Genomic DNA, 25,292 nt, shown 5'->3' with positions numbered 1-25,292 from the left:
GCAGTTTAGGCCGCCTTCTTGCCGGTCATCTTGGTATAGAGCTCGAAAAGCTTCTCGAGCCGTTCGGTGTCGTTACGGAACTTCCGTCCAATGTAGATCCGCTCCAGCACTTCGTCATTACGCTCATGTGCATGACGAAGGTTGTCGGGCATCTTCGCGGGATCGTAGAGTTCGGCAATCGTCTTCGGGAAATGGGCCTCGCGCGCGAGAAGGATGTCCTCCGCGCAGCGGGTAAGGTCGGCCTTGCCTTGTTCAGTCAACGTGGTCGGTATCGGGAAAGTGTTCCATCCCATGGTATTGGAGTAGCGGTAACGCGTTTCCAACTTTCCGCAGACGGCGCCGACCCAAACGAGGTGCAGCCGGGAGGCGACAACTGAAAGGTTCCAGAGAGGCGCGTCGTAGATGGCGAGAGCCAGATTAGATACCCGCACGTCCGGCGGCATCAACCCACACGGCAAATATTCACGACGTTCGGACGAGACGCTTGGCACCACGATGGTGTGCTTGTTACCGATAATCGTCCGCTCGAACTTGTAGGGAGTGTCTAAACCGGCGCGCCCGCGTTCGCTACCGTTCAGCCGATACTCCCGGATCTTTGAAAGCCGTTCCGCGATCGGGGGAATCGCGTAGGCAAGGTCAGCCTGATCATCCGAGATCCATAGGCAGTATCGCTGCAAGCCATTGATGAACTCAGCCGAGCCTACGATCGGCCTGATCAGGGGCTTGGCCTGCGGGTAGTCATCGAGCAGAGTGCGGGCCTCGTCGGTCGACAGCAAGAGGTTGCCTTGGTCCCGAGGGATGTTGCCTCCGAACATGACACCCAGCTCCGAAATGGGCTCCGACGCCCTCGCTACAATGACTGTATCGCCTGGCGAGAGATAAGGGTTGATGTTGGCAACTTCTTTTCGAGCTGCGTCGGAATAGATGAATTTCCTACGCTCCTGGGCATCTGCCACACCGACGATGATGCAGGTCACCTGCGCGTTTCGCGCCGCGTTGTTGCCCCACATGAAGTTCTCATGCGCAAAGAAAATGGCCTGACCATTAGCAAAGATCTTCGGCCAGATCAGCGGGACCTGAACCCCTTGGCAGATCGAGTTGGTTGACACGAAGGCGAAGCGTCCTCCGTGCCTGATGTAGTCTGACGCCTTCCAAAACCAGCCTGCTATATAGTCGACCGCGCGGACTTCCTGCTTTCCGGACTTAAAGGTCCGCAGATCGTCCTTCTGCTCTTTGGTCTGGTATTTGTCTCCGATGTAAGGTGGGTTTCCGCAGATGTAGGTCTCGCCACCTTCATTCTCGAAGTCGATCTCAGACTGGTCCAGCGGTGTGCCAAACAGGTCATCGGCCTGCATACGGACCCCGGACCCGGCCGGCGGGCAAAGTGCCAGCCAATCAAGTCGCAGCGCGTTCCCGTTCGTGATCCAGTTCTGGCTGTCGAGAGGAAGAAAATCGGCCAGCGCCTCCTTCTGCCCTCGATAAATCACGTCGCACTGGAACTCGGCGATAATCAGGGCCAGGCGCGCGATCTCGGCCGGAAAATCACGGAGTTCGATACCCCTGAAGTTGGTCAAGGGGATGGCCGACTTCCGGTTGGCGTCGCCTCGCCGCAGGTTGATCTCGGCCTCGATCTCCCGCATCTGCTTGTAGGCAATGACAAGGAAATTTCCCGATCCGCATGCCGGGTCAAACACGCGAATGTGCGCCATGCGGTTGCGCAGATTGAGCAGTTTGCGGCCATTGTCGCCCGCGTCTTCGAGCGCCGCCCGCAGGTCGTCGAGGAACAGCGGGTTCAGCACCTTCAGGATGTTGGGCACGCTGGTGTAATGCATGCCTAGCGCGCCGCGCTCCTCGTCGTCGGCGACCGCCTGGATCATGCTGCCGAAAATGTCGGGATTGATCTTCTTCCAGTTTAGGTTGCCGATCTGGATCAGGTAAGCCCTCGCGATCCGGCTAAAGCGCGGCACATCAGTGTTGCCTGAGAACAGCTGGCCATTGACGTAGGGGAACACGTCCGCCCAGCGCGGCGTGCCGGCTGCCTTGCGATAGCGCTCGTCCAGCTTCCCGTCGTGCCGCGTCGGCGTGTCCATCGCCTGGAAGATCTGGCTGATGACGTCATGCGTGTTGCTCGAATCCCGCGCGCTCATCTGCTCGACAGTCCGGGTGAACAGGCCCTCACCGTTGAAGATGTCGGTATCCTCGGCGAAGAAGCAGAAGATCAGCCGGGCCATGAAGTGGTTCATGTCGGCCCGGCGCTCGGCCGTCGCCCACTCCGGGTTGTCCTTCAACAGCTCGACGTAAAGCTTGTTCAGCCGGCTCGTCGCCCGAATGTCGAACGTACTCTCGCGGATCTGTTTGACCGTGGTTATGCCGGCAAGGGGCAGGAACAGGCCAAAGTGGTTAGGGAAGTCGGCAAAGGTACAGGCGACCGTTTCGCCGGTATTGAGGTCTTCCGCCTGGAAATCCTCTCCATCGGTGGCAAGAATAAACTTGGCCTTAGCCGCGGCGGTCTTAGGACTTTCGCGCAGCGCCTTTAGCGCCTGGTCAACGGCTCCGACGTCGCAGGTGGCGATATGGATGTTGCTACGCTGAAGCACGCCGCTCGGCAGATCGGACGCGTTTGAGGCCCCGCTACGCAGCTTCTTGAGCGTTGTGGCTTTATTTCCAAATGCTTCAAGGAACGCAAACGGGAACTCAGCCCGGTCAAAGGGAAGCTCCGCTAACTCCGAAATTGCCTGTTCGATCTCAACTGCATTCATGCGCCATCACTAGAACGTGAACGGGGGTGAGAACAAGCCGAGACCGCCTACGGTTCACTTCTCAACGGCTTGGACATTAAGAGCTCTTCTCCATTAGAAATTGCCTCACCCGCTCCTGCGTCTTACGTCTCGGCCGGCGACCTTCGCGAAGGTCCTGAACAAACCGTGGGTCCCCGACGGCCTGCCTACCAAACGTGCTGGCCTTCGTACCGCTACGCGTCATATAGCCCTCAATCTGGTCCAGGAGCTCCATCGCCTTCGACTCGCTTTCCGCTTGTGTTCTTGTTATGTTCTTATTAGGGAGGCTTCCTAGAGTCTAGGATCGAATTTCCTAGACGGATGCGATAGGACCCGCAGCGATGGAAGATGCACGCAAAGCCCTGGACGATCTGATCCAGCAACGAGGATGTAATTACTCCTCGATCTCCCGCCTTCTCGGACGCAACGCGGCTTACATCCAGCAATACATCCGCCGCGGCAGTCCCCGGCAACTGGACGAGCAGGACCGCTCCGTGCTCGCCCGCTTCTTCGGAGTAGACGAGAAGATCCTTGGCGCGCCCGAGCGGCGATCCGGCCCTGTCGTCGAACTGGTCCATGTCCCGGTTCTCGATGTCGAAGCCTCGGCAGGGCACGGCGCTTTGGCCGAGATGGAATCCAAATGCGCCCAGTTCGGGTTCGACGAGAAGTGGCTGCGCCGTCTGACCGCAAGCAAAGCGACGAGCCTTTCGATCATCGCCGTGCACGGGGATTCGATGGAACCGACCCTGCACGATGGCGATGAAGTCATGGTTGATCTGAATGATGGACAGTCGCGGCTGCGCGACGGGATCTATGTGCTGCGCATGGATGACATGCTCAGCGTCAAGCGGGTCGCAATCGAGCCGCAAGGCAAGCGGGTCTCGGTACTCAGCGACAATCTGGCCTATCCTAGCTGGCGCGGTCTGGAGAAGCGGACGATCAATATTGTCGGCCGCGTGCTTTGGTTCGGTCGCGCGCTGCGCTAGGTAGCGAACCCATGCTTGCGCTTCTTGCTGCCTCGATCGTCGCTGCCGGCCAGACCTTTACCTGCACACCCACGCATGTCTGGGATGGCGACGGGCCCATATGGTGCGCCGAAGGCGCTCATGTTCGCATCGCCGGGATCGCCGCGCGCGAAATGGACGGAACATGCCGGACCAACCAGCCCTGCCCCGACGGGTCGGCTATCGAAGCGCGCGACGCGCTCGTCGATCTTCTTGGCGGCCCTCGAGGGACCATCTCGACAGGGCACGTCGTGGTTCGTGGACCGAGATTGACATGCCGGTCGGAAGGTTCGGCAGGCGGCAACCGGACGGCTGCCTGGTGCCGACTGCCGAACGGAGCCAATCTCTCCTGCTCGATGATCCAGACACGCACAGTGCTGCGTTGGGATCGCTACTGGAAAGGGCCCGCATGCCGCTAGGCCCGGAACTCTATCTGACAGGCCGTCTTGCCGAAGGCCCCTTCGGACTTGAACTCCATTCGGGAGGCGGCGTGTGGGAGCTCGACACCGGGCGTGGAGCACGTCGATTGCTCGGACGCGAGGTGGAAGTCTGCGGACGCCGCGCCGGGTTCAACGAGCTCATCTGCGATCAGATCTGGCCAGCAGGACACCCCCGCCCTCCTCGCTCCAAATTCAATATTGAACTTCTCCTGGCGTGCAGTGTCGTGGGCTATGGTTTGATCGCATTCTTCATGGGCCTTGTTGGACGTCTCGGCTGATGCTGAGCGATTGGGAACTCTGGGCATGTGCCAACCACGTCCTGAAGACCCATGGTGAGAATGCACCGCTTCATGTCGCCGAGCAGATCGGCGCGCTCGCGCTGGCACAGGACGAGACGGGCATCGCCACCTGGAAAGCCATCGCCAAACGCGTGGCAGAGCTGATGGGCAAGGATCGCCTGACGCGGCTGCAATAAGCCAATATTACCTCAACCACGTCTCAATGCTGGTTAGCCCATCGGCGAGAGATCGCCCGGAAAGAGAGTGGGCTGAGAGCTCCTGCCGGCATTCCCCTCTCCTTCGAACTCCAAACCCTGCATGCGTTCGACCAGATGGCGCGCGAGATCGACACGAGCATTGCGCTGGGTTCGCGGGTCGTCAGCACCGAGCCCGACAAGCGTTGCTTCGGACGCAACCGCAAGCGCGACCTCGATGTGCGTAAACAGGATCTCATCGGCGATTCGGGACATGGTCGCCATGAGAACAAAAACAGAACTAACAGTCAACCGGTGCCATATGGACCCATGCGGATATACGCTGTGTCAGATCCCGATTTCGAAAGGCTTGGTGATCGAGCGATCGAGTTCGGGCGGCTCACGGCGGGGTTCCGGCGCCTTGTCCCTCGCTTTGCCCTTCGCCTGGCCCATTGCTGCCGCATCGCGCAGTTGATCGACCGTTTCGAGTGCCGAGCGCTTCATGCCCGGATTGCGCTCAACCGAAGCTTCGAGCTTGCCCGCATTGTCGACAAACAGGGTCAGACCATCGCGCAGACGGGTTATCGTCACGAGGAATGTCTGCTGGTTCGCAAGATTGCGTTCGCGGCTGTCCATGACGGCAATCCCGCGGTCGGAGGTCAGGCCCTGCGCCATATGCGCGTTGAGCGCGTAGGCGAGGTCAAGACGCTCGAGCATGGGGTCGCCCGGCCCCAGCCGGTGCTCGACGCCAAGCGAGGTTTTCACTGTGACACCCTTCGGATCAACCGCCACGATGCGCGCCTGATCGGCGTTGAGCAGGCCGCGCTTGTGATCGGTCGCCGTCCAGCGAATGCGGTCGCCATCGTGGATTTCTAGCGGGCGAACCTCAAACAGACGCAGCGGATCCTGATCACCTTGCGGTCGCGTTTGGCCCGGCCGGAATTCAAAGCGCTTGCCCCGCTCGCTCTGCAGCATCACGCGTTCGCGGGAGGGATCGGTCGCGATCACGTCATAGCGGCCCTTCTGCAGCCCTTGCCCCCTTTGCCGGCGGTCAACTTCGAGCACCATGCCGACTGCATAGCTGCGCGCATAGCGCATTTCCTCACGCGTCAGATTGACCCGCGACAGCACATTGAGACGCAAGGAACCCGGCCCCAATTCCCCATTAGCCTTGAGCCCGGTCTGGACCGCTTCGTTGACCTGTCCGCGCAAGTTGCGACCCGATGCATAGATCGCGGTGACCTCGCGCTCGGCCGGCGATAGCGAGAGCCAGGCGGCCGCAGCGTCGACGGCGGCTGTATTGCCCGAAGCGACGACATGCGGACCAAGATGCCGCAAGGCCTCATCGATATGTCCGCCCTGGGCTGCATATTGGGCATCGCGCAAGGCTCTTTCGCGGGCGCGCAGATTGGTGCTCATGATCGCGGTTTCGACGCCTGCCTTCTGCATCACATCGAATGGTTTACCCGCATCGACCGCCCCCAATTGCTTCCTGTCCCCAATGCTGGCGAAGCGGTCCAGCTGAAGCAGGTTGGCGATACGCACGAGCTTTTCCTTGTCCGCATTGCCGACCATCGAGGCTTCGTCGAGCAGCACTGTGGTGCCGCGCAAGGCCGCGCGCGCTTCGGCCAGCCTCGCCTGGTCCGCTCCTTCCAGAAGGCCCTGATGTTGGCGTAAAAAGCGCGCAACCGTCATCGAGGGTATGCCGGTGTCACGCTCGAGCATCTGCACGAGCGTGTTCTGGACTGCGAGCCCGAGCACGGACTTGCCTTCCTCGCGTAAGATGTCTGCAACGGGTTTGAGAACGGTACTCTTACCGGCGCCAGCTACGCCTTGAATCGCGACAATCCGGTTGTGCGAGGCGAGAAGCAGGCGCCCTGCCCCTTCCTGGCCGTGGTTCAAGGTCAGGCCATATTTGAGCTGGGAGAGTGCCTGAAGGCGCTCTCCGGCTACATCAGCTTCGACCACGGCTGTGCCATGTCCCCGTCCGCTTTCGACGGCCGCAATGATCCGCTGTTCAAGCCCGATCGCATCGCGGGTTGTGACAAGATTCCGATCTGCGCCCCTGCCTTTTTGCAGGTGGCCTTGGCGCAGCAATTGGTCGACGCGGTGTTCGATGTCGGTGAGCGTGGTGGGCAAAGCAAAGCCAAGCGCTGAGCGATAAATCTCGGTCCGCGAGAAGGCCGCCTCGCGTTCGCCCAAGTGCCGGATCGCCGATGCAACCGCATGAACCGCCGCGATCTGCTCGGGCGTCCGGCGCCCCATGTCGCGAGGCACAAGCGGGTCGCCCTCACGTAGCCCCAGACGCTCCGCGAAGGTCGCAGCCAGAAGGCGCGCCCGCTGGCCGATCGATCGCACCGAATTTCCAATTCCGGAGACGGAGCCAATGTCGGTGGCGGCCCGTGCATTGGCCTGCGCAATGACAAGTCTCGGATCAAAGTCCAGCTGCGCGGCTGCCTCACGCCATTGGCTCACGAGAGCCTGGCGGTCTGCCACTGGCCCTTTGTCGGCGCGGGTCATCAGATTGGCCGCGTTGCGCGCCGCGAGGCCCTTGCTCTCCATCGTCGAAAGCTTGTCGAGGATCTCGGCGCGGCGCGAACTGAAGGCATCACGCACGGGTTTAGGAACGCCCACCGCTTCGAAATTGCCATGCTTGCCGTATTCCCCAACCTGGTAGCCGAGCTTTTCGACCGCCAGGCGGAAGCGCGCCATGGTCATGGCATTGAGCAGCGTGTTGTGCTCCCAGAGCTTGTCGTTTCTCAGCGCTCGCCATTTGCCATCGGGTCCCTGTGTGACATTGGCAATCACGGCGTGAAAGTGCGCGTTGGGTTCCTGATTGCGGTTCGTATCGTGCTGGAACAGCCCGATCACGAGATTGCGCGTCGCGACCACTCGCTCCTTGCCTCGGACATCCATGCGGGTTTCGGCGAGATTCTTCTCGGCCCAGGCCAGCGTCTCGCGGACGGCGGCGCCATAGGCATCGAGGATACGCCTGTCGCCGCCGACGAGGGCAAGGATGGACCAGCTCTTGGGCATCGAGAATGTGAGGTCGGTGCCGGCGCGATGCGCCTTGTTGTCGCTCCCGACACGGCTTCCATCGGGCAGCATGCCCTTGAGCACGGCCTCGAACTGCGAGGCTTCGATAACGCCTCGCAGTCCAAGCGTCTCCGCGCCTTTGCCAAGCCACTCGCCAGATCTCTCGGCGTCGGCGCGGGTATAGTAGTTGTCGGCGGCAAAGTAGTTGGCAGCGCCGCCGGCGGTACGGACATTGGCTACAGAGAGCATCAGGTCTCACTCCGCCAGGCGACGTCTGCCTCGTGCGTCACAGTTCAAAATCGCCGAGATCGGGACCCTCGTGCGATGGCTGATCCTGCTCGGGAACGCCGTCTTCGAGCATGAGCTTGCGTGCTTCTGTCTCTCGCTGGCGCTGGGTTGTCCGGTCGACGGCTTGCGGCTTATCCGAGGGCGGATTGGCCCTCGGCAAGTCGCTTCGGCGTCCCTCCTTCACGCTATTCGATGGATCCTTCTCATCGGGATGATCGCCTTTGCGGAGCGCCGCATTCGTCGGCAGCAGCGGACGGGAATTGCGCGGCGTTGCCTTGTGCGCTTTGGGCGACGATTTTCGCGGATAACCGGACTTGCCTGACGGCTTCCTGGGGTCGTCGGGAATGTCCTTCTCATCCTGTTTCGCCGCCTGCTGGCGCAATTGCTTGGCATCCGCCTCGACTACCGGCTCTAGCGGAAGAGTACCTTGCTTTGGTACAACCGGCTTGCCCGCCCCGTCATCGTTCGACGAGGGATGTTCGCTCTGATTTGCTGGGGGATTGGCAACTGTCTCGCCGCCTTCACTCTTGCCTTCGACTTTCCGGATTGGCTGTCGATCCTTAGCCCGACCGACGAAAACATGTGCGATTCTTTCCCGGTCTATCGGCTTCAGGCGGACCGGCGCTGCCGGAAAGCCGTCGGGGAATTTGATGAAGCCCGACAGGCGCGGAAGGTTCATCAACTGGTCCGGCAGCAGCAAAGGCTCGATATGCTTGCGCGGTGTCAGGCTGACGGCGTCGCGGGCATTGTTGTAGCCATAGGTGTAGCCTTCTTCCATGTCGCGAACCTGGCGATGGCCGATGAAGTCGGAACACCAGGTAGCTGTCTCGCGGTCTGCCGTACCGAGGATCAATTTTGTCCTGGCAAGCGATGCAAGCGTCATCGCCATGTTCTCACCGTAGACCTCTTTGAGCTTGGCATAGGCATGGATGCCGGTGACGATCGCGCCGCCGAAATTGCGCGCCGTCTGCAGGCCTTTTTCGAGAGCGGGGAGCCGGTGAAGCGCGCCCAGCTCGTCGATGAAGAACCAGCATTTGAGATCCTTGGTGCGGGGCATCGTCATCAGCGTATTCATCGCAGTATCGAGCCACAGCGTGAGCAGCTGCGCGCACACGCTCATGTCGACGTAGCGCGCGGAGATGAAGACCATCGAGCCACTTCTCTTGGCGTTTGCGCCTTCGTCTTCATGGGCGCCCTCCTCGATCCAGTCGCGGACCGAAAAGCGGCGCCCCGAAGTGGGCAGCAGCTTCAGCGCCTTGGCGTTCACGTTGAACACTGCCCGGATCGATTCCGCCATGCGCGCGGCTTCGGGAGCGGTCAGGGGATCAGCGATCGTGCCTCGCATCATGGCGTGGACCCGCGAGAGATCGGCAGTCATCAGTTCGCGGGCAAGCGCGGCATTGGTGCCCCGTCCTTCGGCCACCAGCTTGAGGCAGAATTCGACGAACAGCGCACGCGCCGCGATGACCCAAAACTGCGCCTCCCCGCCCCCGTCATGGGGTACGAGGGCTTCCGCTGCCGCCCAGAATTCACCTTCGGTGCGGCATTCGTCGAAGAGGCTCCATTGCGGACAGCGCGCGTCGAGCGGGTTCAGAATAATGTCCTGATCGGCCTGGTAGAAGTGTTCGATAAAAGCGCCGGTGAGGTCGAATACGACACAGCGCTGTCCCTTGGCGCGGGCTTCGGCAATCATGTCCGACATGGCGACAGTCTTGCCCATGCCGGTAGTCCCGATGAGCATGGCGTGGCTCTGTTCGAGCCGCCAGGGATAGACAACCGTTGCAAGATGCGAGGGCCGGTATGGAAATGCCGAAGACAGTTCCTTGGGCGAACACAGATGCCATTTCCAACCCAGGACGCTCGAAAGCTCACGGGCGCGCTCGCGCTGGTTGTGCCCGCGCAGCTCATCAACCAGTTCAGGGAGTGTCACGAGCATGGCCCCGCGCTCATGCTTGCGCTCTTTCGAACGGCTGCCGAAGCGCGCTGCGAACCAGTAGAACAGCACGAACGCCGGCACGAGAAGCAAGGCCGAACGCACCAGAGCATCGCCCAGCAAGTCGATCAGATGATCCCACGCACGGATCACCGGCGGATAGGCATCGAGCATGATGATGGGTAGCTGGACGGTGCCTCCCAACCCCGTTTCGAGTGCGACCTGTTTCGCCGGATCGAACTCCATGAAGCCGTAGATGGCAGCATAAATTCGCATCCAGACGAGGTAGGCTTCGTGATCGCTCAGCCCTGCCGAAATGGTCCACCAGCTTGTCCAGGAAATGCCGATGGCGGCGATGATCAGCGGCCCCTTGAGACCCGCTGCAAACATGAAGCTGAAGTGCCCAAGCAACTGACTTCCGCGCGTGAAGTTAACGAGGTTACGCTTCATCGGAACCTCCCTCGCCGGCGTTTGCGGTGAGCCCCAGTTCCTTGCATTTACGCGCGTATGCTTGATGGGCTCGCTCACGCAGACCGTGATCGGCATGCCCTGCAAGAAGGGCATCGACGCCGACCATCGTGAACACCGATTGACGGCTGACGCGGTCCACCGATGTCTCGAGCTTCGATACAAGATCGTCGTTTTCGCATGCCTGCGAAAGCAGCGACCGGATCCATTCGCTGACGCTGATATCGCGCCGCTTTGCTGCAGCACGAACCCGCTCAGCGAGCTCAACGGTGACATGTACCTGGAGAGATTTTGGCCGTGTCATGCACGGACTCCTTGTGGTCAGGAGCCCGGAAGGCACTGCGAAAGGCGGCTATTGTCTAAATCAAAAACGAGAACATGTCAAGAACATGTGAGATGCGCAGGAATGCGCCATTTCTGGCTGCCTTCAATCAAATCCGATTGGCGAATTGGCGACCATTCATTTCTGATTGAGAAGCTGCCATTTTTGCAAAAATCCATCAACACGCTGTCTTTACCCTCTTTTTTACCGCATCCCGCTTGCGATTTGTCGCGTACGGTGTGCACCTCTGTCCCCAGCTTAGAGGGTAGGTCCCAGTGTCATCACCAGCACGGGATCGGCGGTTTTGAAGTCCCAAGTCCAAGGGATGAAGTTGATGCCGTTCGATTGCCGTTTGTGTTAAGGATCGATCGAGTCCGCCGGCAGGAAGAATGGTGTCGCGGGGATCCCACCGGGAGCATGGCTATGGCGGATGTAACACTGAGCGCGACACCCAAAGGCAACGGATTCCAGGCGACCGTGACCTATTCGAGCGGCGTTTCGATCTGTTCGGCAGAAGCCTTTCCGACGAAGGCTGAAGCCATTTCAGCAGCGGCCATGAAGGTACTCGACATGCCTGATCGGCTGGAGAAATTCGATGCGTCGGACGCTGAGGACTGATGCTGCAGGGAATGCTCGCGCGATACCTACGGGAGCGACAATACGGGACCCGAGCAAAAAGAAAGGAGGAAGCCCTGACGGACTTCCTCCTTGTGCGTAGCCTCAGAATTCATCGCTCAGCTTTCCAGGCACTGTGTCGATGACCCGGTCCAGCATGGCCTTGGGCAGTGCGCCGTAATCGCCCTCATCGACCGCGATGTAACCTGCCTCACCATCGGTCAGGACATATTGGGTGAAGTAGCTGTGAAGGGACCGGGCATGAGCCTTGTCGAGTGCGGCAACGAAGGCTGCCTGATCTGCCTGGAATGAACCCTGCGCGATATTCAGTGAAGCGTACATGATCTTTCCTCCTGATGTTCGATGCGTCGCATCAGGAGCTGCGAGGATGTGGGTGACGAGCCGGGTCAGGGACCGCGCGTAGCGCGGCCGCGAAGCGGCGATGGGGGAAACGATTTTTGCCGGGCTTGCCCGGTAAAAATGGTGGGGCCCCGTCGTCCTTGACGCGGCCCCAAAGCCCGCATCACACTTGGTCTTTCTGCGAGAGAGACCTCTCCAACGTCAGCGTAAGCAGCACTGGCATCGCGGCAAAAACCGTTTTCCTACATGGCCCCATGCTGGCACTGTCGCGCGTGGAGGGGACCAACGGCCAGCGAAAGGACAATCTGATGGCCAGGTCCAAACCGAGCGCGCGTAATGCGCTCAAGAAGCTGCGCGAGCAGCGCGAAGAACTCGATGCACAGGAGGCCAAGCTCCGTGATGAAGCAGCCGGCGAACTGGGCAAGGTTCTTCTTGAATGCGGAGCCGAGACTATCGAACCCGCGCAACTGAAGCAGCTCATCCGCGCATCGCTTACCATCGGGATCGACGATGCTCTCAAGCGGCTTTCCCCCGCCTGACACTTCAACCGCGGCGGGGTGTGGGCTCGATGCCCCGCCCCGCCGTTCACGCCAGCGAGCAAAAAAAAGGCCCCGATGGCGCGAACCATCGGAGCCTTGTGGTTTGCGGAAGGCGCTCAGTCCTCATCGATGTCGGGCGCACCCTCATTGTTCGACGCCCGCCCCTTGGTGAGGAAATCCACCTTGTCAGCGATGATCTCGCAGCCGTAGCGCTTGGTGCCGTCCTGGTCTTCCCACTGCGTGTAGTGGATGCGACCCTCTACCGTCACGAGTTGACCCTTGGTGCAGTATTTGGCGACGTTCTGGCCGAGACCGTTGAAGCAGGTCACGCGGTGGAATTCGCTGTCCTTGGCGGTGTAGCCGTTTTCGTCCTTGTAGGTCTTGCCGTCCTTGCGGGCGGGACGGTCGGTGACGACCGAGATCGAGGTGATGCTGGTGCCGCCCTGGGTGGTGCGGGTTTCGGGATCGCGAGCGATGCGGCCAACGAGGATAACGAGATTGGTCATGGTCTTTCTCCTGATCGAGCATTCCGGGTCCATCCCGGCTGCAAACCCGACTAGGAAGCGGCCACGGCGAAGCGCACCGAAGGGAAACCTCGATCTGGTTCGGGTGGTGCGGGCAGCCGGGCGCAGCCCGGCAACTCGGCCGGACCTGATCGGGGTTGCGCGTCTCGACGGGGGTGCTTCAGGAAAGGTTTGCTTACAGGCCGGATTGGTCCCGAGTGCCTTGCACAGGTTAAGCCATGACTTTTCGTACTATCGGGCTGCGACGTGCCCCCTGACCTCGCCTACCTCGAAGGCGACATCATATCTCGACAACGAAAGCTCCTCCCGAAGCCGACGAATGACCACCTGAAAACGCACCGTCGGCACCAGTCTCCACAGTACCAAGCGGCATAGGCTCGTCCAGACGATGACCCCGCAACATCCAGTCTTGGGGCGTGATGAGGCGCCCCCAATCCGCAAAGGAAGGAATCGTACCCAAGTCCTCGCGGATGTGCTGCTCGCCTACAAGGCGAACGGGCACGACACGGCTGTCGGCGTTGACGATAGTAGGCCCGAACAGCGTTTCGAGCATGAATATGCCTTCGGCATGGTGCCGAAGGGCCCGGTGCCGCGGATCAGCAAAGATCGCCTTCGACTGGTCAAACCATTGGTGGAGCGGCAGGTAATCTTCCACCACCCCTCCCCATTTCCGGACCGACGATAGGGCGTGATAATAGCAATGAGCCATCGCACCTCTCCTAGAGATCAGTCGAATGGTCGTCGGTCGCCGTGTAACGCAGCTGGCAGTCCAGAGCGAAACTCGGCGTAGCCACGTCGATGACCAGTTCGCCGCAGGCGCCATCATTGATTTCCCATCCGGGATGATGGCGTTCGAGAGCAAGGTAAGTCAGTTGCTCGAGGGCGGAACTGAGGCTCTGGTCGTCGCCTTCTCCAGCACAATCGATCGTCACTTCGGGACACGGAACACTCGCCCCGACGGCGTCAGAGAATACGAATTCTTCAACCGCACCGCTGTCGCCGCACCCATCGAAGCGGATTTCTACGCGGGCAATTTCGGCATTCCGCAGAGGGGCAATGATAGCTGCCTTGAGCCGTTGGATTTCACTTTGTGCCTGCGCAGCGCGTTCGGCCTGGCGGACAGCAAAGTCCGCCATGATTGCCTGAAAATCAGTCATGAAGTTTCTCCTGAGATGTGCTGGCAAGCACCGATCGTCTTGCCCACGAAAACAGGCGAATTCTTTCCTCTGAAGGGCTGCGCCAGCGCCGATGGCGCTGGCGCGATGCCAAACGCATCAGTCGGCATCTTGAGCCGCGCGCTTAGGAGAAGTTCCAAGCGGACCGCGGCGATCGACGACGGTAATCCGTCGGGATTTCGCTTCGATGACGAGGCGCTCCAGGACCCCGTTTCCGGGAAAGGCCACGACATAACGGGGGTCGAGCGAGAGCATACGCTCGTTGCGCTTGAAGCCTGCGCGTGCCCCGAGGCGCATGTCGAGGGAGAAGCTGAATTGCGGGATGTTGCGTCGTTCGGCCCACGAGGATGCCAGACGGTCAACGCCCTTGGTGTCGCCACCATGGACAAGCACCATGTCAGGAACCCGGTCGTGAACCTTGTCCAGAGTAGCCCAGACGTTGTTGGCGAAAGTAAGAGCGTCCTGCTCGTTTGGATGGCGTGTGCGGCCACCGGCAAAGATCACCGGCGTACCTTCTGGCATGGCGGCGCGGCGTTTCGCTTCGGACCGGGCTCGGACGAACTCGCGGCCCTCGACAAGCGCGGAAGTCAGCATGGCGCTGTGATTGAAGCGCGAACTCGACACGGGCTTCCACGAGGAGCCGAATTCGTTGAGATAGAGGGCAGCGGCCACTTCGCGCATCTCTTCGAGCGCGACCATGGCCCCTTCGGCACACTGTGCACGCTCAACCTGGGTCTCGAGTTCATGGGCGTGAATTTCGGATCCATCGGCAGTGGCCAAGAGCGCTCGGACCTCGTCGGTTGCGCGGTCGACTGCGGTCGATTTGCGCGTTGCGGAACGGTGGAAGATGTTGACGAACGCCCAGCCGAGGTCCTCGGCATCGGCTTCCAGCGCAGTCCCAGAAAACATCGCAAAAAGATCGGACCAGACAGCTTCGAGAGTCTGGACGACCGCTTCGTGGACCGGAAAGTCATTGGTGGAAACCGGGGCAGGACCAATCGAAAAACCGGAAAGATCGAGGCCGGCAAGTTGGTCAGAAAATGATGAGTGCATGGGTATTGTCCTCCTGACTGGCGTTAGGCTGACGCACCCGCTCATGGCTGCGCCAGCGAGAGTCCGTCAGGGCCAGCTTGAGGCAGTCTCCGCACCCGACAGGGGAAACCCGCTTGGGCAGGCTGGCGCGGGCAGGCCAACGGCCCACAGGGCCGGGCCAACTCGGGCCTGCGCAAGCGGGTTGCGGAAGACTGGCGGCTGGCCCAGGGCCTCTCTCGCATGGCTTCAGACCATGAGTGCACATGCAGGTTTCGTCAGGCAGGACAGGTACATGTGTACGCTCACGGGTGAGCGGCGCATTCAGGCCACCCGTTTTGCGTAGACGCCCTCACCGTTCGACATGTGACCGAGGCAGACGAAGTCGCCGAACAACGCTTCAAAGCGCGAGGCGATCTGGGACAGCCAGCGCTGTGCTCTGGGCGATCTGGCCGTGCGCCAATCGGCATCCCAATAGGCGCCATCGTCACGCTCGACGATCCACACCGCAACCAGGCCGGCGTAAACCGACACGCCGAAATCTGCATAGGCATTGCGCATGAGGATGCGGTCTTCGCGGCCTCGCCAACCGTCGTGCGCGATCAGAGAAGGGAATGCCTGCCATGCGCGCTCACGCAGATCCTCGCGGAGCCACTCATATTCGAGGTCCCAGTCGTCGTCGTTTTCGACTTCGAGCACCGTGAAGGCCACGATGGCCCCGCTGGGGTAACTGACCGATCGGCCCATGATACCCTCCTTCAAGCGGCCAACGCAGCGTCGGCAGACGCTTCGTCGGTATCATCGGCAGAGATCCGTCCTCCGAGTCTGAGCAGAAGCCTTGATGCTTCCTCCGCCTTTGCGGCAGCGGTGAGAATGGCACGGTCATCCTGCTTCAGGAGCTGGAGCCAGTGCTCAATATAGCTCGCATGGCTATCGAGGTGGGTGACTGGCAGACCGAGTTCAGCGCCAAGCATGGCGCTCGAAAGTTCGGCAATGAGTTCCTCGGCAGCGTAAGCTGCAGAACCAAATCGATTCTTGAGATTACGGTCGAGACGGCTGGCATGGCCGGTCCAATGCGATAGTTCGTGCGCGAGCGTGGCGTAATAGTGGTCGAAGCCCGAGAAGAGATGCGCGGGCGCCATTGTCACCCGATCAGCCACTGGCTCATAGTAGGCTTCGTCGCCCTGATGTCGCAGAACGGCCGGAATACTGGAAAAGAATGAGTCGAGTTCAGCCTGACGGCCCTCGGGCTCCACCACCTCAAGCGTCGCGGCGGGATGGAAGTGTTCCGGAAGACCTTGGACCTGATCAGCATTGAAAACCGGATAGGCCTTCAACACGCGACGACTTTCGTCGGTTTTTTCGCCGGTGTCGGGGGCTTCGACTTCCTTGGTGTAGCTCTTGTAGAAGATGGCGATGGTGGATTTTTCGCCCTTGCGCACCTGTGCACCCAGTTCTTTGGCCTGATTGTAGGTCATCCAGAACGGCGAGCCGTAACCGCACATATCGGCAACCATCCAGAGCCAGAATACATTCATGCCGCGATAAGGGACGCCGCACGCTCGCAATGGGCGCGAGACTGGCACACCGCGCCATGGCTTGATCCACGGCTTCGTGCCGGACTCGAGGCGGGCGATGATTTCCTGGGTGATACGGGTAGCAGGCGACACTCTGCCGCTTTGTCCCTTGCGATAGGCCATGTTGGATCTCCTGAAATGGCCTGACGACAGTTCCGTCGGTCAGTGCCGGAGATCCCGGAGCCCCCTCCGCTCTTTTTCCATGAAAGAAGCGGCCCCCCGGCATGTGCCGGAGGACCGCTTCACGGTGGCGAGCAGCCGTTCCTGTCAGGAGGAGGTCAGGCGGCCAGCTCGCTCGGGAGCTGATTGTCGTCGTTGGCGACGAAATCCGCGTCGGGACTTTGCGCTTCGTTATCGGCAGGAATTTCCGGCTGGTCGGCAAAACGCATGACTTCGGGTACCCAGGCGAGGGCTCTTTCCCGAACTTCGACCTCGGTGATGTAGGTCCCCGCGAAGACGCGCTCGGCGCTCATCGCGAGATCGCCCTTTTTCACCGATGCGAAGCGCGAGGACAGTTCCAAACCGCCAACATCGGTGAGCGCATCGAGGATGACCTGCTTCGAGACGCGGTCGAAGTAGTTCGCCGCGGTCGGACGCCACCACTGCGCCATGTCGATGCCGATCGTGCTGCCCAGATGATCCTGGAACGTGATCTGACGTTCGCCTGCCATGTTGAGGCTCGCCTCGAGCGTGCGAGCGACGACAAAGCCGAGCCATGCTGCGCGACTTTCATCAGCGAGTGCCCGAAACATCTTGAAGCGCGACGAAGCGTCTTCGCCAGATCGCCAACTCTCATCGAGACCCGAGCGCAGGTCCGCAAGGGATGCGCTTGCCGGCGCATCCTTCGCTTCGAACCCGACAATCGGACCCGCGGGGACGCCGCCACGCAAGGTCGTGGCCGCGCGTGACCGCCAGTCGTGGGTGTCGGCATCCGCGAGGGTGAAGACCATGATGTCGAGCGAAAGGCCGGGATCCGATGCCACGTGGAGCGCGAGCACGTCACGACGTTGCATCGCAAGTTCGTCGACCAGACGCTTGGAAAGCGCTGCACGGCGTCTGCCGTCACTGCCGACACTCGCAACGACTTCGACGACATCTTCGTCACCAACGACTTCGATGTCGCGCTCGCCGTAGAATACTGGCTGGAGAACCGGTGTGCCGTCGCGCGAGAGAACGAGGATCATTCCGGCATCGGCCTTCAGTTCGGGTGCCAGCTCCGGGGGCTTTGCCCGAATGTCCTGGCATTCGCGCTCGATCGCTTCGATCGTCGCCTCGGCCGCAGCAATTGCTTCTTCGGCGCTGTCTTCGTCCTCAAGAATGGCAGCATGCTCATCGTACGAGGCATCGAGTTCATCAAGGCGGGCCAGTTCGGCGTCAGTCAACGGAGCCGGCTCGGCTGGAAGGCGAATGAGGCCTTCGACGAGATCGTGACTGGCGTAGGCGTCAAGCGTAGGCTTGACCCAGGCAAGGCCCTGCTCTGCTGCGAGCAACTTGGCGCGTTTCTCCATCTCCTCCGAGGCGAGGGTTTCGAGAAGTGCGACATCGACCCAGGACTCACTGTCATCGTCGTCGAACAGTTCGCGCTCGATCCGGCCACCTGCAGCGATGTAGGTCTCGCGCCCGACAAGACGGGCCCGAGCGTCGCTGCCGCGGACCGTGCCGGAGAGCACCATGCGCCGGATGCTGTCGGCGCTGGGCGCATAATATCCCGAGGACGCTTGTTCGTAGACGCGAGCCTGAATTTCCTGGTCGGAGGTCGCGCCGAAAGCTTTGGCGAGATCGAGAGTGATTTCGCCGGATGCCAGAGCATCGAAGACGACAGGCGCGAGGGTCGCGAGACGCAGACGGCCTTCGACAAAGCGGACCGTCAGCCCGAAGCGGCGCGCGACATCCTCAATCGATGCACCTGCCTCGATCAGGGCAGCGAACGCCTGCGCTTCGTCGGCCGGGTTCATCGCAAGGCGATGGAAGTTTTCGGCCAGACTCGTTTCGACTGCGGTTTCCGCATCGTCCTCAAGCACGAGGCAGGTAACCTCGTAGCCCTTCGGCAGGACTTTCTCTTCGGTAAGCGCCAGCAAGGCGCACCGGCGGCGCTCTCCGGCCTCGACCTCGAATTTTCCGCGAGAGGCAGGCCGAACGATGAGGTTCTGCAACAAGCCATGGGCTGCAATGCTCGCTTTCAGTTCGGCATCTGCAGCTGGGTCACCGTGGCGGCGCACGTTACGTGGGGACTGGACTAACTTGGTCAGCAGAATCGACTTGATCATGGGACTTACTCCTGATTGCGAGCTCAAGCATCGACCTTCGACGCTCGTTCGGCTCAATCAGAAGCAAGCCCCCTTCCCTCTCAATGACTGCCGGCCGGCTGGTTACTGATTGTTCGATTTCAGCATCTGCGCATGCATAACTCGGCATCTGGGCTTACAAAAGTAGCTCGCCGATACCTTCTACCTTTCAGCAACACATCGAAAATTCCCGATCGATATTGACCGCTCCAGAACGCATCGGTAATTGCCGATGAGTGAAATCCGCTGCAGCACTCGCTTCTCTCTCCGCCCTCGCACATCCCACACGCCTCGACGCGTTTCGCCGTCTCGTCCGCAGCGAGCCCGGTGGGCTTTCCACCGGGCAACTGGTCGACGCGTCGGGCCTCAGCCAGAGCACCTTTTCCAGTCACCTCGCCATACTCGTCGGAGCTGGTCTCGTCGTAACCGAGAAGCGGGGACGGCAGATGATCCAGCGCGCGAGCATCGGCGCATTGCGCGAGCTGATGCTGTTTCTCGCTAAGGACTGCTGTGGGGGTCGCGCGGAGCTTTGCGAACCCCTCATCGCCGAACTTTCCCATTGCTGCTGATGGAGCCGACAGTGCCTGACCAACCTTACAATGTCCTGTTCCTGTGCACGGGCAACTCGGCCCGCTCGATTCTGGGCGAAGCGCTGATGAACAAGATGGGCGGAGACTGCTTCCGTGCTTACAGCGCGGGCAGCCAGCCCAAGGGCGACGTGCATCCGATGTCGCTCGAGGTGCTGGATAGCTTCGGTTATCCGACCGAGGGCCTGCACTCGAAGAACTGGAGCGAGTTCACCAAGCCCGGCGCACCCGAGTTCGATTTCATCTTCACCGTCTGCGACAACGCCGCGGGCGAGAGCTGTCCGGTATGGCCAGGCAAGCCGCTCACCGCGCATTGGGGCGTCGAGGATCCCGCCGCAGTCGAGGGCGATGGCCAGCGGCAGGCTTTCGTCGATGCGCTCAGCTATCTCAAACGCCGGATCGAGCTGTTCTTGATGCTTCCGCTTAAGAGCATCGACGATATGTCTGTGCGCAGCAAGCTGGCCGCCATCGGCCGCGAAGAGGGCGCGACCGCCAAGGCGAGGGAAGCCTGAATGACCACCGACATCGTCATCTACCACAATCCCGAATGCGGGACCTCGCGCAACACGCTGGCGATGATCCGCAACGCCGGGATCGAGCCGCATGTTATCGAGTATCTGAAGACGCCACCTTCGCGCGCCATGCTCGAAAGCCTGATCGAGCGTGCCGGGCTCAGTCCCAGGGAGCTGCTGCGCGCAAAGGGCACGCCTTATGCCGAATTGGGGCTCGGCGATGAGAGTCTGAGCGATACGGCGCTGGTGGATGCGATGATGGAACACCCGATCCTCATCAACCGGCCGCTCGTCGTCTCGCCGCTCGGTGTCCGCCTGTGCCGCCCGTCCGAGGTAGTGCTCGACATTCTGCCGAGCCCCCAGCAGGGCGCCTTCACCAAGGAGGATGGCGAGCAGGTTGTGGACGCGGCGGGCGAGCGTATCGTCTGATGCTGCTGGCGATCGCGATCTTCGTGGTCACCATCACGATGGTGATCTGGCAGCCGCGCGGGCTCGGCATCGGGTGGAGCGCGATCGGCGGAGCACTGCTGGCCCTTGCCACCGGCGTTATCTCGTTCGCCGACATCCCAATGGTCTGGGATATCATCTGGAACGCTACCGGTGCCTTCGTGGCAATCATTCTGATCAGTTTGATCCTCGACCGCGCGGGATTCTTCGAATGGGCTGCGCTCCATGTGGCGCGGTGGGGGCGCGGCAATGGTCGCTGGCTGTTTGTGCTCGTGGTATTGCTGGGTGCAAGCGTTGCCGCGATCTTCGCCAATGATGGCGCCGCTCTGATCCTGACCCCGATCGTGATCGCGATGCTCCGGGCGCTGGGATACAACGCCAAGGCGACGCTGGCTTTCGTCATGGCGGCTGGGTTCATCGCCGATACTGCCAGCCTGCCGCTGGTGGTCTCCAACCTCGTCAACATCGTCTCGGCGGACTTCTTCGACATCGGTTTCGGTGAATATGCGCTGGTCATGGTGCCGGTCGATTTGGCCGCAATTGCCGCCACATTGGCAGCTCTGCTTCTGTTCTTTCGCAAGGACATTCCCGCCAGCTACAACGTCGCACAGCTCCGCGCTCCGGCAGAAGCGATCCTTGACCGCGCGACCTTCCGCGCCGCCTGGGTGGTGCTGGCCCTGCTGCTAGTTGGCTTCTTCGTTCTCGATCCGCTCGGCGTGCCGATCAGCGCGGTCGCTGCGGTCGGCGCGCTGGCGCTCATCGCCATCGCTGCGCGCGGCCACGTCATTCCCACAGGCCAGGTGATCCGCGAAGCACCATGGCAGGTCGTGATTTTCTCACTCGGCATGTATCTCGTCGTCTACGGCATGAGCAACGCCGGCCTTGCCACCATGCTAGCCGGGTTGCTGGAACGTTCCGCCGAGGGGGGCGTATGGGGCGCGGCCTTCGGGACGGGCATTCTTTCAGCCGTGCTATCCTCGGGCATGAACAACATGCCGACCGTCCTCGTGGGCGCTTTGTCTATCGATGCGACCAGTGCCACTGGCCCGGTTCGCGATGCCATGATCTACGCCAACGTCATTGGCTGCGACCTTGGGCCCAAGGTCACCCCGATCGGCTCGCTCGCGACCCTGCTGTGGCTGCACGTTCTGGGGCAGAAGGGCGTGAAGATCGGCTGGGGTTATTATTTCCGCGTCGGCATCACGCTGACGACGCCGATCCTGCTGGTGACACTGGCAGCGCTCGCCCTGCGATTGAGTTTTGCATGAAGCTGTTCCTCGTCTATCCGCTCGCGGCGCTGTTCGAAATCGCCGGTTGCTTTGCATTCTGGGCATGGTGGCGGCTGGAAAAGAGCCCCTTGTGGTTGCTGCCCGGGATGGTGTCGCTGGCCCTGTTCGCCTGGCTGCTGACGCTCGTCCCAACCGACGCTGCCGGTCGCGCCTTCGCGGCCTATGGCGGGGTCTATGTTGCCGCATCGCTGCTGTGGTTGTGGATCGTCGAGGGCACCACGCCTGACCGCTGGGACTTCGTCGGCGGCGCGGTCGTGCTTGCCGGCGCTGCCATCATCCTGTTCGGCCCACGCGGCTGATTATCCAAGTCTGGAGATCCTTTTTGTCCCGCGTTCGTCTGTTGCCCGATCCCGACAGCTTCCCCGCGCTCGATCCGGCCTTCGTCCATGCCCGCCCTGCCGAGGGCCTTGGTGCCGACCCGTCACCGCCGCGTATCCTGTTGCTCTACGGCTCCCTGCGGGAGCGCTCGTATTCGCGCCTCGCGGTCGAGGAAGCCGCGCGACTGCTCCAGCTGTTCGGCGCTGAGACGCGCATCTTCGATCCCTCCGACCTTCCGCTGCCGGATCAGGTCGGCGGTGACGACCATCCTGCCGTTCACGAACTGCGCGAGCACGCCTTCTGGTCCGAGGGCATGGTGTGGTGCAGCCCGGAGCGGCACGGCCAGATCACCGGCATCATGAAGACCCAGATTGATCACCTGCCGCTCAGCATCGGAGGCATGCGTCCCACGCAGGGGCGGACGCTGGCGGTCATGCAGGTGTCGGCGGGCTCACAGTCCTTCAACACCGTCAACATGTTGCGGCTGCTTGGCCGCTGGATGCGGATGTTCACCATCCCCAACCAATCCAGCGTGCCCAAGGCCTACGAGGAATTCGACGAGGCGGGGCGCATGAAATCTTCCGCGCTCTACGACCGCATTGTCGACGTCATGGAAGAACTCGTCCGCTTCACGGTGCTGCTGCGCCCGCATGCCGAACAGTTGGTCGACCGGTATTCGGAGCGCAAGGAACGGAATATTCCGGTCCCCACGCCTGCCGACGCAGCCGGTATTATCGCAACTGGGCGGCCGGGTGCGAGGCGAGAATGAAGGGGAGGGTACTGGATCGGGTAAAGGCATTCATAGAACGCCTCCGGCTGGAGCACGATCTGGATTTTCGGTCCAAGTTCTCCTCGAGGCAATGGACAGGATCAACATGCGAGCGCTGCCGCAACCCAATTCAAATCGCTCCCGCCAGGCTTTCAACCACAGGACAGCAACCATCTGGACTGCTGTCGCACCGCGATACGAGGGTTGCCAGGGCTGATTCCATTTTCCGAAGGTCAACCAGCTTGGCACGGACATTCGACAGGTGCTGCGCCGCGATAGCCTGTACTTGGTTGCAATTCTCGTCAGGCTGTGGGGCGAGGTCGAGCAGGGCCTGAACCTCTTGCAGCGAAAAGCCGAGTTCGCGGGCACGCTGGACAAAGCGAAGGCGCTCGAGGTCAGAGGGGCCGTAGTCGCGATACGAACCCTTTCGTGGCGGTGGTTCGATGACTCCGATCCGTTCGTAGTAGCGGATCGTCTCTATGTTGCATCCACTTCGCCGCGAGACTTCGCCAATCTGCACCCGTAAACCCCTTGAGTCTGTAGTTGCTACAGACTGTAGATACGGTCGCGACTCGAGTTTTGCAAAAGGACATCCAATGCGCAGCCCTGGCACATGGTGGAACGGTTTGGCGACGGGTGGCGGCATCGCTGCGGCTTTTGGGGCAGCTGCCTGCTGTGCTCTTCCTCTCGCTCTCGCCTCGGCCGGAGTGGGTTCGGCCTGGCTGGGCAGCATCGCCCCGATCGTCGGCCCTTATCGCACGCCCCTGCTTGTTCTGGCTTCGGTTCTGCTGTTCGCCGCGGCCATACGTCTCCTCTGGCAATTCCGGCAAGCGCGAGCTTGCCCGACCGATGCGGCATGCGGTTCGTCGACCTATCGGGCTCTTACCGCCGCCGGCATTGTCATTGGTGTCGTTCTTTTGGTCGGAGCATTCCTCTATGGCTGATCCGATCCTAATCTCCCGCCTGCGTTGTCCCGAATGTGGGCACGAGAAGGACGAGGAGATGCCGACGAACGCCTGCATGTTCTTCTACAACTGTTCGGGTTGCGGCGTGCGCCTCAAGCCGGTGCATGGCGATTGCTGCGTATTCTGCTCCTATGGCACGGTTCCCTGTCCACCGATCCAGGAAGGCGATTGCTGCGATGGCTGAAGCGTTCGATTTTATCGCGATCGGATCGGGAACGGCAGCTCAGGTCGCTGTCCATCGTATGGCCGATGCAGGCAAACGCTGTGCAGTGATCGATTACCGCCCCTACGGCGGGACCTGCGCGCTGCGCGGCTGTGACCCCAAGAAAATGATGGTGAGCGGCGAGGAAGCGCTCGCGGCGTTTCGCCGGATGAACGGAAAAGGCATTCGAGGGTCGGCTTCGATCAACTGGGGTGGGCTTCAGGCCTTCAAGCGCAGCTTCACCGACCCGGTGCCCGGAAAGCAGGAAGCGCGTTATGATCGCAAAGGTATTGCGACCTTCCACGGCGCAGCACGGTTTACCGGTCCTGATCGGCTCGCGGTCGAGGATCAGGAACTGCAGTTCAGCCACGCCCTGATCGCAACTGGAGCGATCCCCCGCCCGCTGGGAATTACAGGTGAACAATTGCTCACCCACAGCGATGCTTTTCTCAACCTCGACACACTTCCTGAGCGCATCGTATTCGTAGGCGGCGGATATATCGCTGCGGAATTCGCGCATCTGGCCGCACGCGCAGGCTCAAAGGTCACGATCGTTCAGCGCGGGCGCGTCCTCAAAGCTTTTGATCCCGACATCGTCGATTGGCTGATGCCAAGTTTCGGACAACTCGGGATCGAGATCGTTGACGCTGAGGTCACTGGCCTGAGAGCCGCGGGCGAGACCCTGGAGGTCGAAGCCGGCAATCGGGTAATCGAGACGGATTTGGCTGTGCATGCCGCGGGTAGAGGTCCGGCACTCGGCAAGCTCGATCTGGAAGCGGGAAATGTGGCGAGCGACGATGAACGCTTGCTTCTCACTGCGCAGCTACGCAGCCAGAGCAACGGTAAGGTGTTCGCCGCTGGCGACGCGGCGGCGAAGGGACCGCCTTTGACGCCGGTATCCAGCCACGATGCGAAAGTCGTGGTGGAGAACATCCTCGATAACGGCGATCGGACGCCGAACTACGACGGAGTGCCCAGTGCCCTGTTCACCGAGCCGCCGGCAGCCAGGGTCGGCATGTTGGAAAGCGAAGCGCGCGAAGCCGGCCTGGAGTTCAACGTCAACGCCGGATCCCACCCCGAATGGTTTTCGGCGCGACGCCTGAACGCACAGATTTATGGGCACAAACTTCTAATCCAGGTTGGGACGGGACGCATACTCGGCGCCCACCTTGTCGGTCCCGATGCAGACGAACTGATCAACGTCTTTGGTCTTGCCATCCGGCATGGCCTCACTGCAGACGACATCAAGTCAACGATGTTTGCCTATCCGACGGCAGCGTCCGATGCGGGATATATGGTGGGATAGCAGTCCGAGCCTGCTAAGGGCGGCGCCAACCATCATGTTCATAGTTCATGGAT

The 25,292-nt window shown here is 61.1% G+C and carries 29 protein-coding genes; 15 read left to right on the top strand and 14 right to left on the bottom strand.

Going from position 1 to position 25,292, the window contains the following annotated elements; genetic code table 11:
• Positions 1-5: 5 nt before the first annotated feature.
• Entirely contained in the window at positions 6-2,759 is a 2,754-nt protein-coding gene (locus SZ64_RS03585) for a DNA methyltransferase (RefSeq protein ID WP_054529561.1), read from the bottom strand.
• 359 nt (positions 2,760-3,118) lie between these two features.
• On the opposite strand from SZ64_RS03585, the gene SZ64_RS03580 reads away from it, so the two are divergent.
• Genes SZ64_RS03580 through SZ64_RS03570 form a run of 4 tightly spaced genes read left to right on the top strand, consistent with a single transcriptional unit; the run spans position 3,119 to position 4,696 of the window.
• Complete coding sequence (locus SZ64_RS03580) at positions 3,119-3,763, top strand: S24 family peptidase (RefSeq protein ID WP_054529560.1); 645 nt, start codon at positions 3,119-3,121, stop codon at positions 3,761-3,763.
• An 11-nt stretch (positions 3,764-3,774) separates the two neighbouring features.
• Positions 3,775-4,200, top strand: a complete 426-nt coding sequence (locus SZ64_RS18910; protein ID WP_082384421.1) for a hypothetical protein — start codon at positions 3,775-3,777, stop codon at positions 4,198-4,200.
• Positions 4,191-4,499: a DUF5818 domain-containing protein gene (locus SZ64_RS18905; protein ID WP_054529559.1), complete on the top strand. Its 309-nt coding sequence runs from the start codon at positions 4,191-4,193 to the stop codon at positions 4,497-4,499. Before SZ64_RS18910 ends, SZ64_RS18905 begins: the two co-directional genes overlap by 10 nt.
• Positions 4,499-4,696, top strand: a complete 198-nt coding sequence (locus SZ64_RS03570) for a hypothetical protein (protein WP_054529558.1) — start codon at positions 4,499-4,501, stop codon at positions 4,694-4,696. Before SZ64_RS18905 ends, SZ64_RS03570 begins: the two co-directional genes overlap by 1 nt.
• A gap of 33 nt (positions 4,697-4,729) precedes the next feature.
• Here SZ64_RS03570 and SZ64_RS03565 read toward each other — a convergent pair whose 3' ends face one another.
• From SZ64_RS03565 to SZ64_RS03550, 4 genes are all read right to left on the bottom strand, one after another.
• Positions 4,730-4,969 (bottom strand): hypothetical protein, encoded by a 240-nt coding sequence (locus SZ64_RS03565; protein ID WP_054532070.1) that lies wholly within the window; start codon positions 4,967-4,969, stop codon positions 4,730-4,732.
• Positions 4,970-5,041: 72 nt separating this feature from the next.
• Positions 5,042-7,978 carry a MobF family relaxase gene (gene mobF, locus SZ64_RS03560; protein WP_054529557.1) on the bottom strand — a complete coding sequence of 979 codons (2,937 nt, stop codon included), beginning with the start codon at positions 7,976-7,978 and terminating at the stop codon, positions 5,042-5,044.
• A gap of 37 nt (positions 7,979-8,015) precedes the next feature.
• Positions 8,016-10,400, bottom strand: a complete 2,385-nt coding sequence (locus SZ64_RS03555; protein ID WP_054529556.1) for a type IV secretion system DNA-binding domain-containing protein — start codon at positions 10,398-10,400, stop codon at positions 8,016-8,018.
• Positions 10,390-10,722 (bottom strand): ribbon-helix-helix protein, CopG family, encoded by a 333-nt coding sequence (locus tag SZ64_RS03550; RefSeq protein ID WP_054529555.1) that lies wholly within the window; start codon positions 10,720-10,722, stop codon positions 10,390-10,392. Before SZ64_RS03550 ends, SZ64_RS03555 begins: the two co-directional genes overlap by 11 nt.
• A 441-nt stretch (positions 10,723-11,163) precedes the next feature.
• Between SZ64_RS03550 and SZ64_RS19065 the strand changes: the two genes are divergently transcribed.
• The gene (locus SZ64_RS19065; protein ID WP_054529554.1) at positions 11,164-11,358 is read left to right on the top strand and encodes a hypothetical protein; all 195 of its coding nucleotides are present in this window, start codon (positions 11,164-11,166) and stop codon (positions 11,356-11,358) included.
• Between the two features lie 102 nt (positions 11,359-11,460).
• Here the strand turns inward: SZ64_RS19065 and SZ64_RS03540 are convergent, their stop codons facing one another.
• Entirely contained in the window at positions 11,461-11,697 is a 237-nt protein-coding gene (locus SZ64_RS03540; protein ID WP_013832744.1) for a hypothetical protein, read from the bottom strand.
• A gap of 326 nt (positions 11,698-12,023) precedes the next feature.
• Between SZ64_RS03540 and SZ64_RS03535 the strand changes: the two genes are divergently transcribed.
• A complete protein-coding gene (locus SZ64_RS03535) occupies positions 12,024-12,254 on the top strand; it encodes a DUF6437 family protein (RefSeq protein ID WP_054532069.1) in 231 nt (76 codons plus the stop codon).
• Between the two features lie 116 nt (positions 12,255-12,370).
• On the opposite strand, the gene SZ64_RS03530 is transcribed toward SZ64_RS03535, so the two are convergent.
• The 7 genes from SZ64_RS03530 to SZ64_RS03500 all read right to left on the bottom strand — a co-directional run bounded on the left by SZ64_RS03530 (position 12,371) and on the right by SZ64_RS03500 (position 18,826).
• Entirely contained in the window at positions 12,371-12,760 is a 390-nt protein-coding gene (locus tag SZ64_RS03530) for a single-stranded DNA-binding protein (RefSeq protein WP_054529553.1), read from the bottom strand.
• Between the two features lie 298 nt (positions 12,761-13,058).
• Positions 13,059-13,487, bottom strand: a complete 429-nt coding sequence (locus tag SZ64_RS03525) for a hypothetical protein (protein ID WP_054529552.1) — start codon at positions 13,485-13,487, stop codon at positions 13,059-13,061.
• 10 nt (positions 13,488-13,497) lie between these two features.
• Positions 13,498-13,935, bottom strand: a complete 438-nt coding sequence (locus tag SZ64_RS03520) for a DUF6878 family protein (RefSeq protein ID WP_054529551.1) — start codon at positions 13,933-13,935, stop codon at positions 13,498-13,500.
• Between the two features lie 117 nt (positions 13,936-14,052).
• Positions 14,053-15,006: a DUF2493 domain-containing protein gene (locus SZ64_RS03515; RefSeq protein WP_054529550.1), complete on the bottom strand. Its 954-nt coding sequence runs from the start codon at positions 15,004-15,006 to the stop codon at positions 14,053-14,055.
• A gap of 300 nt (positions 15,007-15,306) precedes the next feature.
• A complete protein-coding gene (locus SZ64_RS03510; protein ID WP_054529549.1) occupies positions 15,307-15,729 on the bottom strand; it encodes a hypothetical protein in 423 nt (140 codons plus the stop codon).
• Positions 15,730-15,740: 11 nt separating this feature from the next.
• Positions 15,741-16,682 (bottom strand): zincin-like metallopeptidase domain-containing protein, encoded by a 942-nt coding sequence (locus tag SZ64_RS03505; RefSeq protein WP_054529548.1) that lies wholly within the window; start codon positions 16,680-16,682, stop codon positions 15,741-15,743.
• Positions 16,683-16,837: 155 nt separating this feature from the next.
• Positions 16,838-18,826 (bottom strand): ParB/RepB/Spo0J family partition protein, encoded by a 1,989-nt coding sequence (locus tag SZ64_RS03500; RefSeq protein ID WP_054529547.1) that lies wholly within the window; start codon positions 18,824-18,826, stop codon positions 16,838-16,840.
• Between the two features lie 254 nt (positions 18,827-19,080).
• Here SZ64_RS03500 and SZ64_RS03495 point away from each other — a divergent pair, with 254 nt between their 5' ends.
• From SZ64_RS03495 to arsH, 6 genes are read left to right on the top strand one after another with little or no spacing between them, the layout of a single operon-like run.
• A complete protein-coding gene (locus SZ64_RS03495; RefSeq protein WP_013832730.1) occupies positions 19,081-19,413 on the top strand; it encodes a metalloregulator ArsR/SmtB family transcription factor in 333 nt (110 codons plus the stop codon).
• Positions 19,413-19,943 carry an arsenate reductase ArsC gene (locus SZ64_RS03490; protein ID WP_013832729.1) on the top strand — a complete coding sequence of 177 codons (531 nt, stop codon included), beginning with the start codon at positions 19,413-19,415 and terminating at the stop codon, positions 19,941-19,943. The genes SZ64_RS03495 and SZ64_RS03490 overlap by 1 nt, the downstream gene beginning before the upstream one ends.
• A complete protein-coding gene (gene arsC / locus SZ64_RS03485; protein WP_013832728.1) occupies positions 19,944-20,372 on the top strand; it encodes an arsenate reductase (glutaredoxin) in 429 nt (142 codons plus the stop codon).
• Complete coding sequence (locus SZ64_RS03480; protein ID WP_013832727.1) at positions 20,372-21,658, top strand: arsenic transporter; 1,287 nt, start codon at positions 20,372-20,374, stop codon at positions 21,656-21,658. Before arsC ends, SZ64_RS03480 begins: the two co-directional genes overlap by 1 nt.
• Positions 21,655-21,978 (top strand): YnfA family protein, encoded by a 324-nt coding sequence (locus SZ64_RS03475; protein ID WP_013832726.1) that lies wholly within the window; start codon positions 21,655-21,657, stop codon positions 21,976-21,978. The genes SZ64_RS03480 and SZ64_RS03475 overlap by 4 nt, the downstream gene beginning before the upstream one ends.
• Before the next feature lie 23 nt (positions 21,979-22,001).
• Positions 22,002-22,766, top strand: coding sequence for an arsenical resistance protein ArsH (gene arsH / locus SZ64_RS03470; protein ID WP_013832725.1), 765 nt, complete (start codon positions 22,002-22,004; stop codon positions 22,764-22,766).
• Between the two features lie 130 nt (positions 22,767-22,896).
• Here arsH and SZ64_RS18145 read toward each other — a convergent pair whose 3' ends face one another.
• Positions 22,897-23,286, bottom strand: coding sequence for a helix-turn-helix domain-containing protein (locus SZ64_RS18145; RefSeq protein WP_230291016.1), 390 nt, complete (start codon positions 23,284-23,286; stop codon positions 22,897-22,899).
• A 76-nt stretch (positions 23,287-23,362) separates the two neighbouring features.
• Between SZ64_RS18145 and SZ64_RS03460 the strand changes: the two genes are divergently transcribed.
• The 3 genes from SZ64_RS03460 to SZ64_RS03450 are packed head-to-tail and all read left to right on the top strand — an operon-like array spanning position 23,363 to position 25,239.
• Positions 23,363-23,710 (top strand): mercuric transporter MerT family protein, encoded by a 348-nt coding sequence (locus tag SZ64_RS03460; RefSeq protein WP_041558847.1) that lies wholly within the window; start codon positions 23,363-23,365, stop codon positions 23,708-23,710.
• Positions 23,703-23,915 (top strand): GDCCVxC domain-containing (seleno)protein, encoded by a 213-nt coding sequence (locus SZ64_RS03455; RefSeq protein WP_041558846.1) that lies wholly within the window; start codon positions 23,703-23,705, stop codon positions 23,913-23,915. Before SZ64_RS03460 ends, SZ64_RS03455 begins: the two co-directional genes overlap by 8 nt.
• A complete protein-coding gene (locus SZ64_RS03450; protein WP_013832723.1) occupies positions 23,908-25,239 on the top strand; it encodes an NAD(P)/FAD-dependent oxidoreductase in 1,332 nt (443 codons plus the stop codon). Before SZ64_RS03455 ends, SZ64_RS03450 begins: the two co-directional genes overlap by 8 nt.
• Positions 25,240-25,292: the final 53 nt, after the last annotated feature.

It is taken from the genome of Erythrobacter sp. SG61-1L (assembly GCF_001305965.1).
In the GTDB taxonomy this organism is placed as follows: domain Bacteria; phylum Pseudomonadota; class Alphaproteobacteria; order Sphingomonadales; family Sphingomonadaceae; genus Andeanibacterium.
This window is presented reverse-complemented; position numbering and strand designations above follow the sequence as displayed.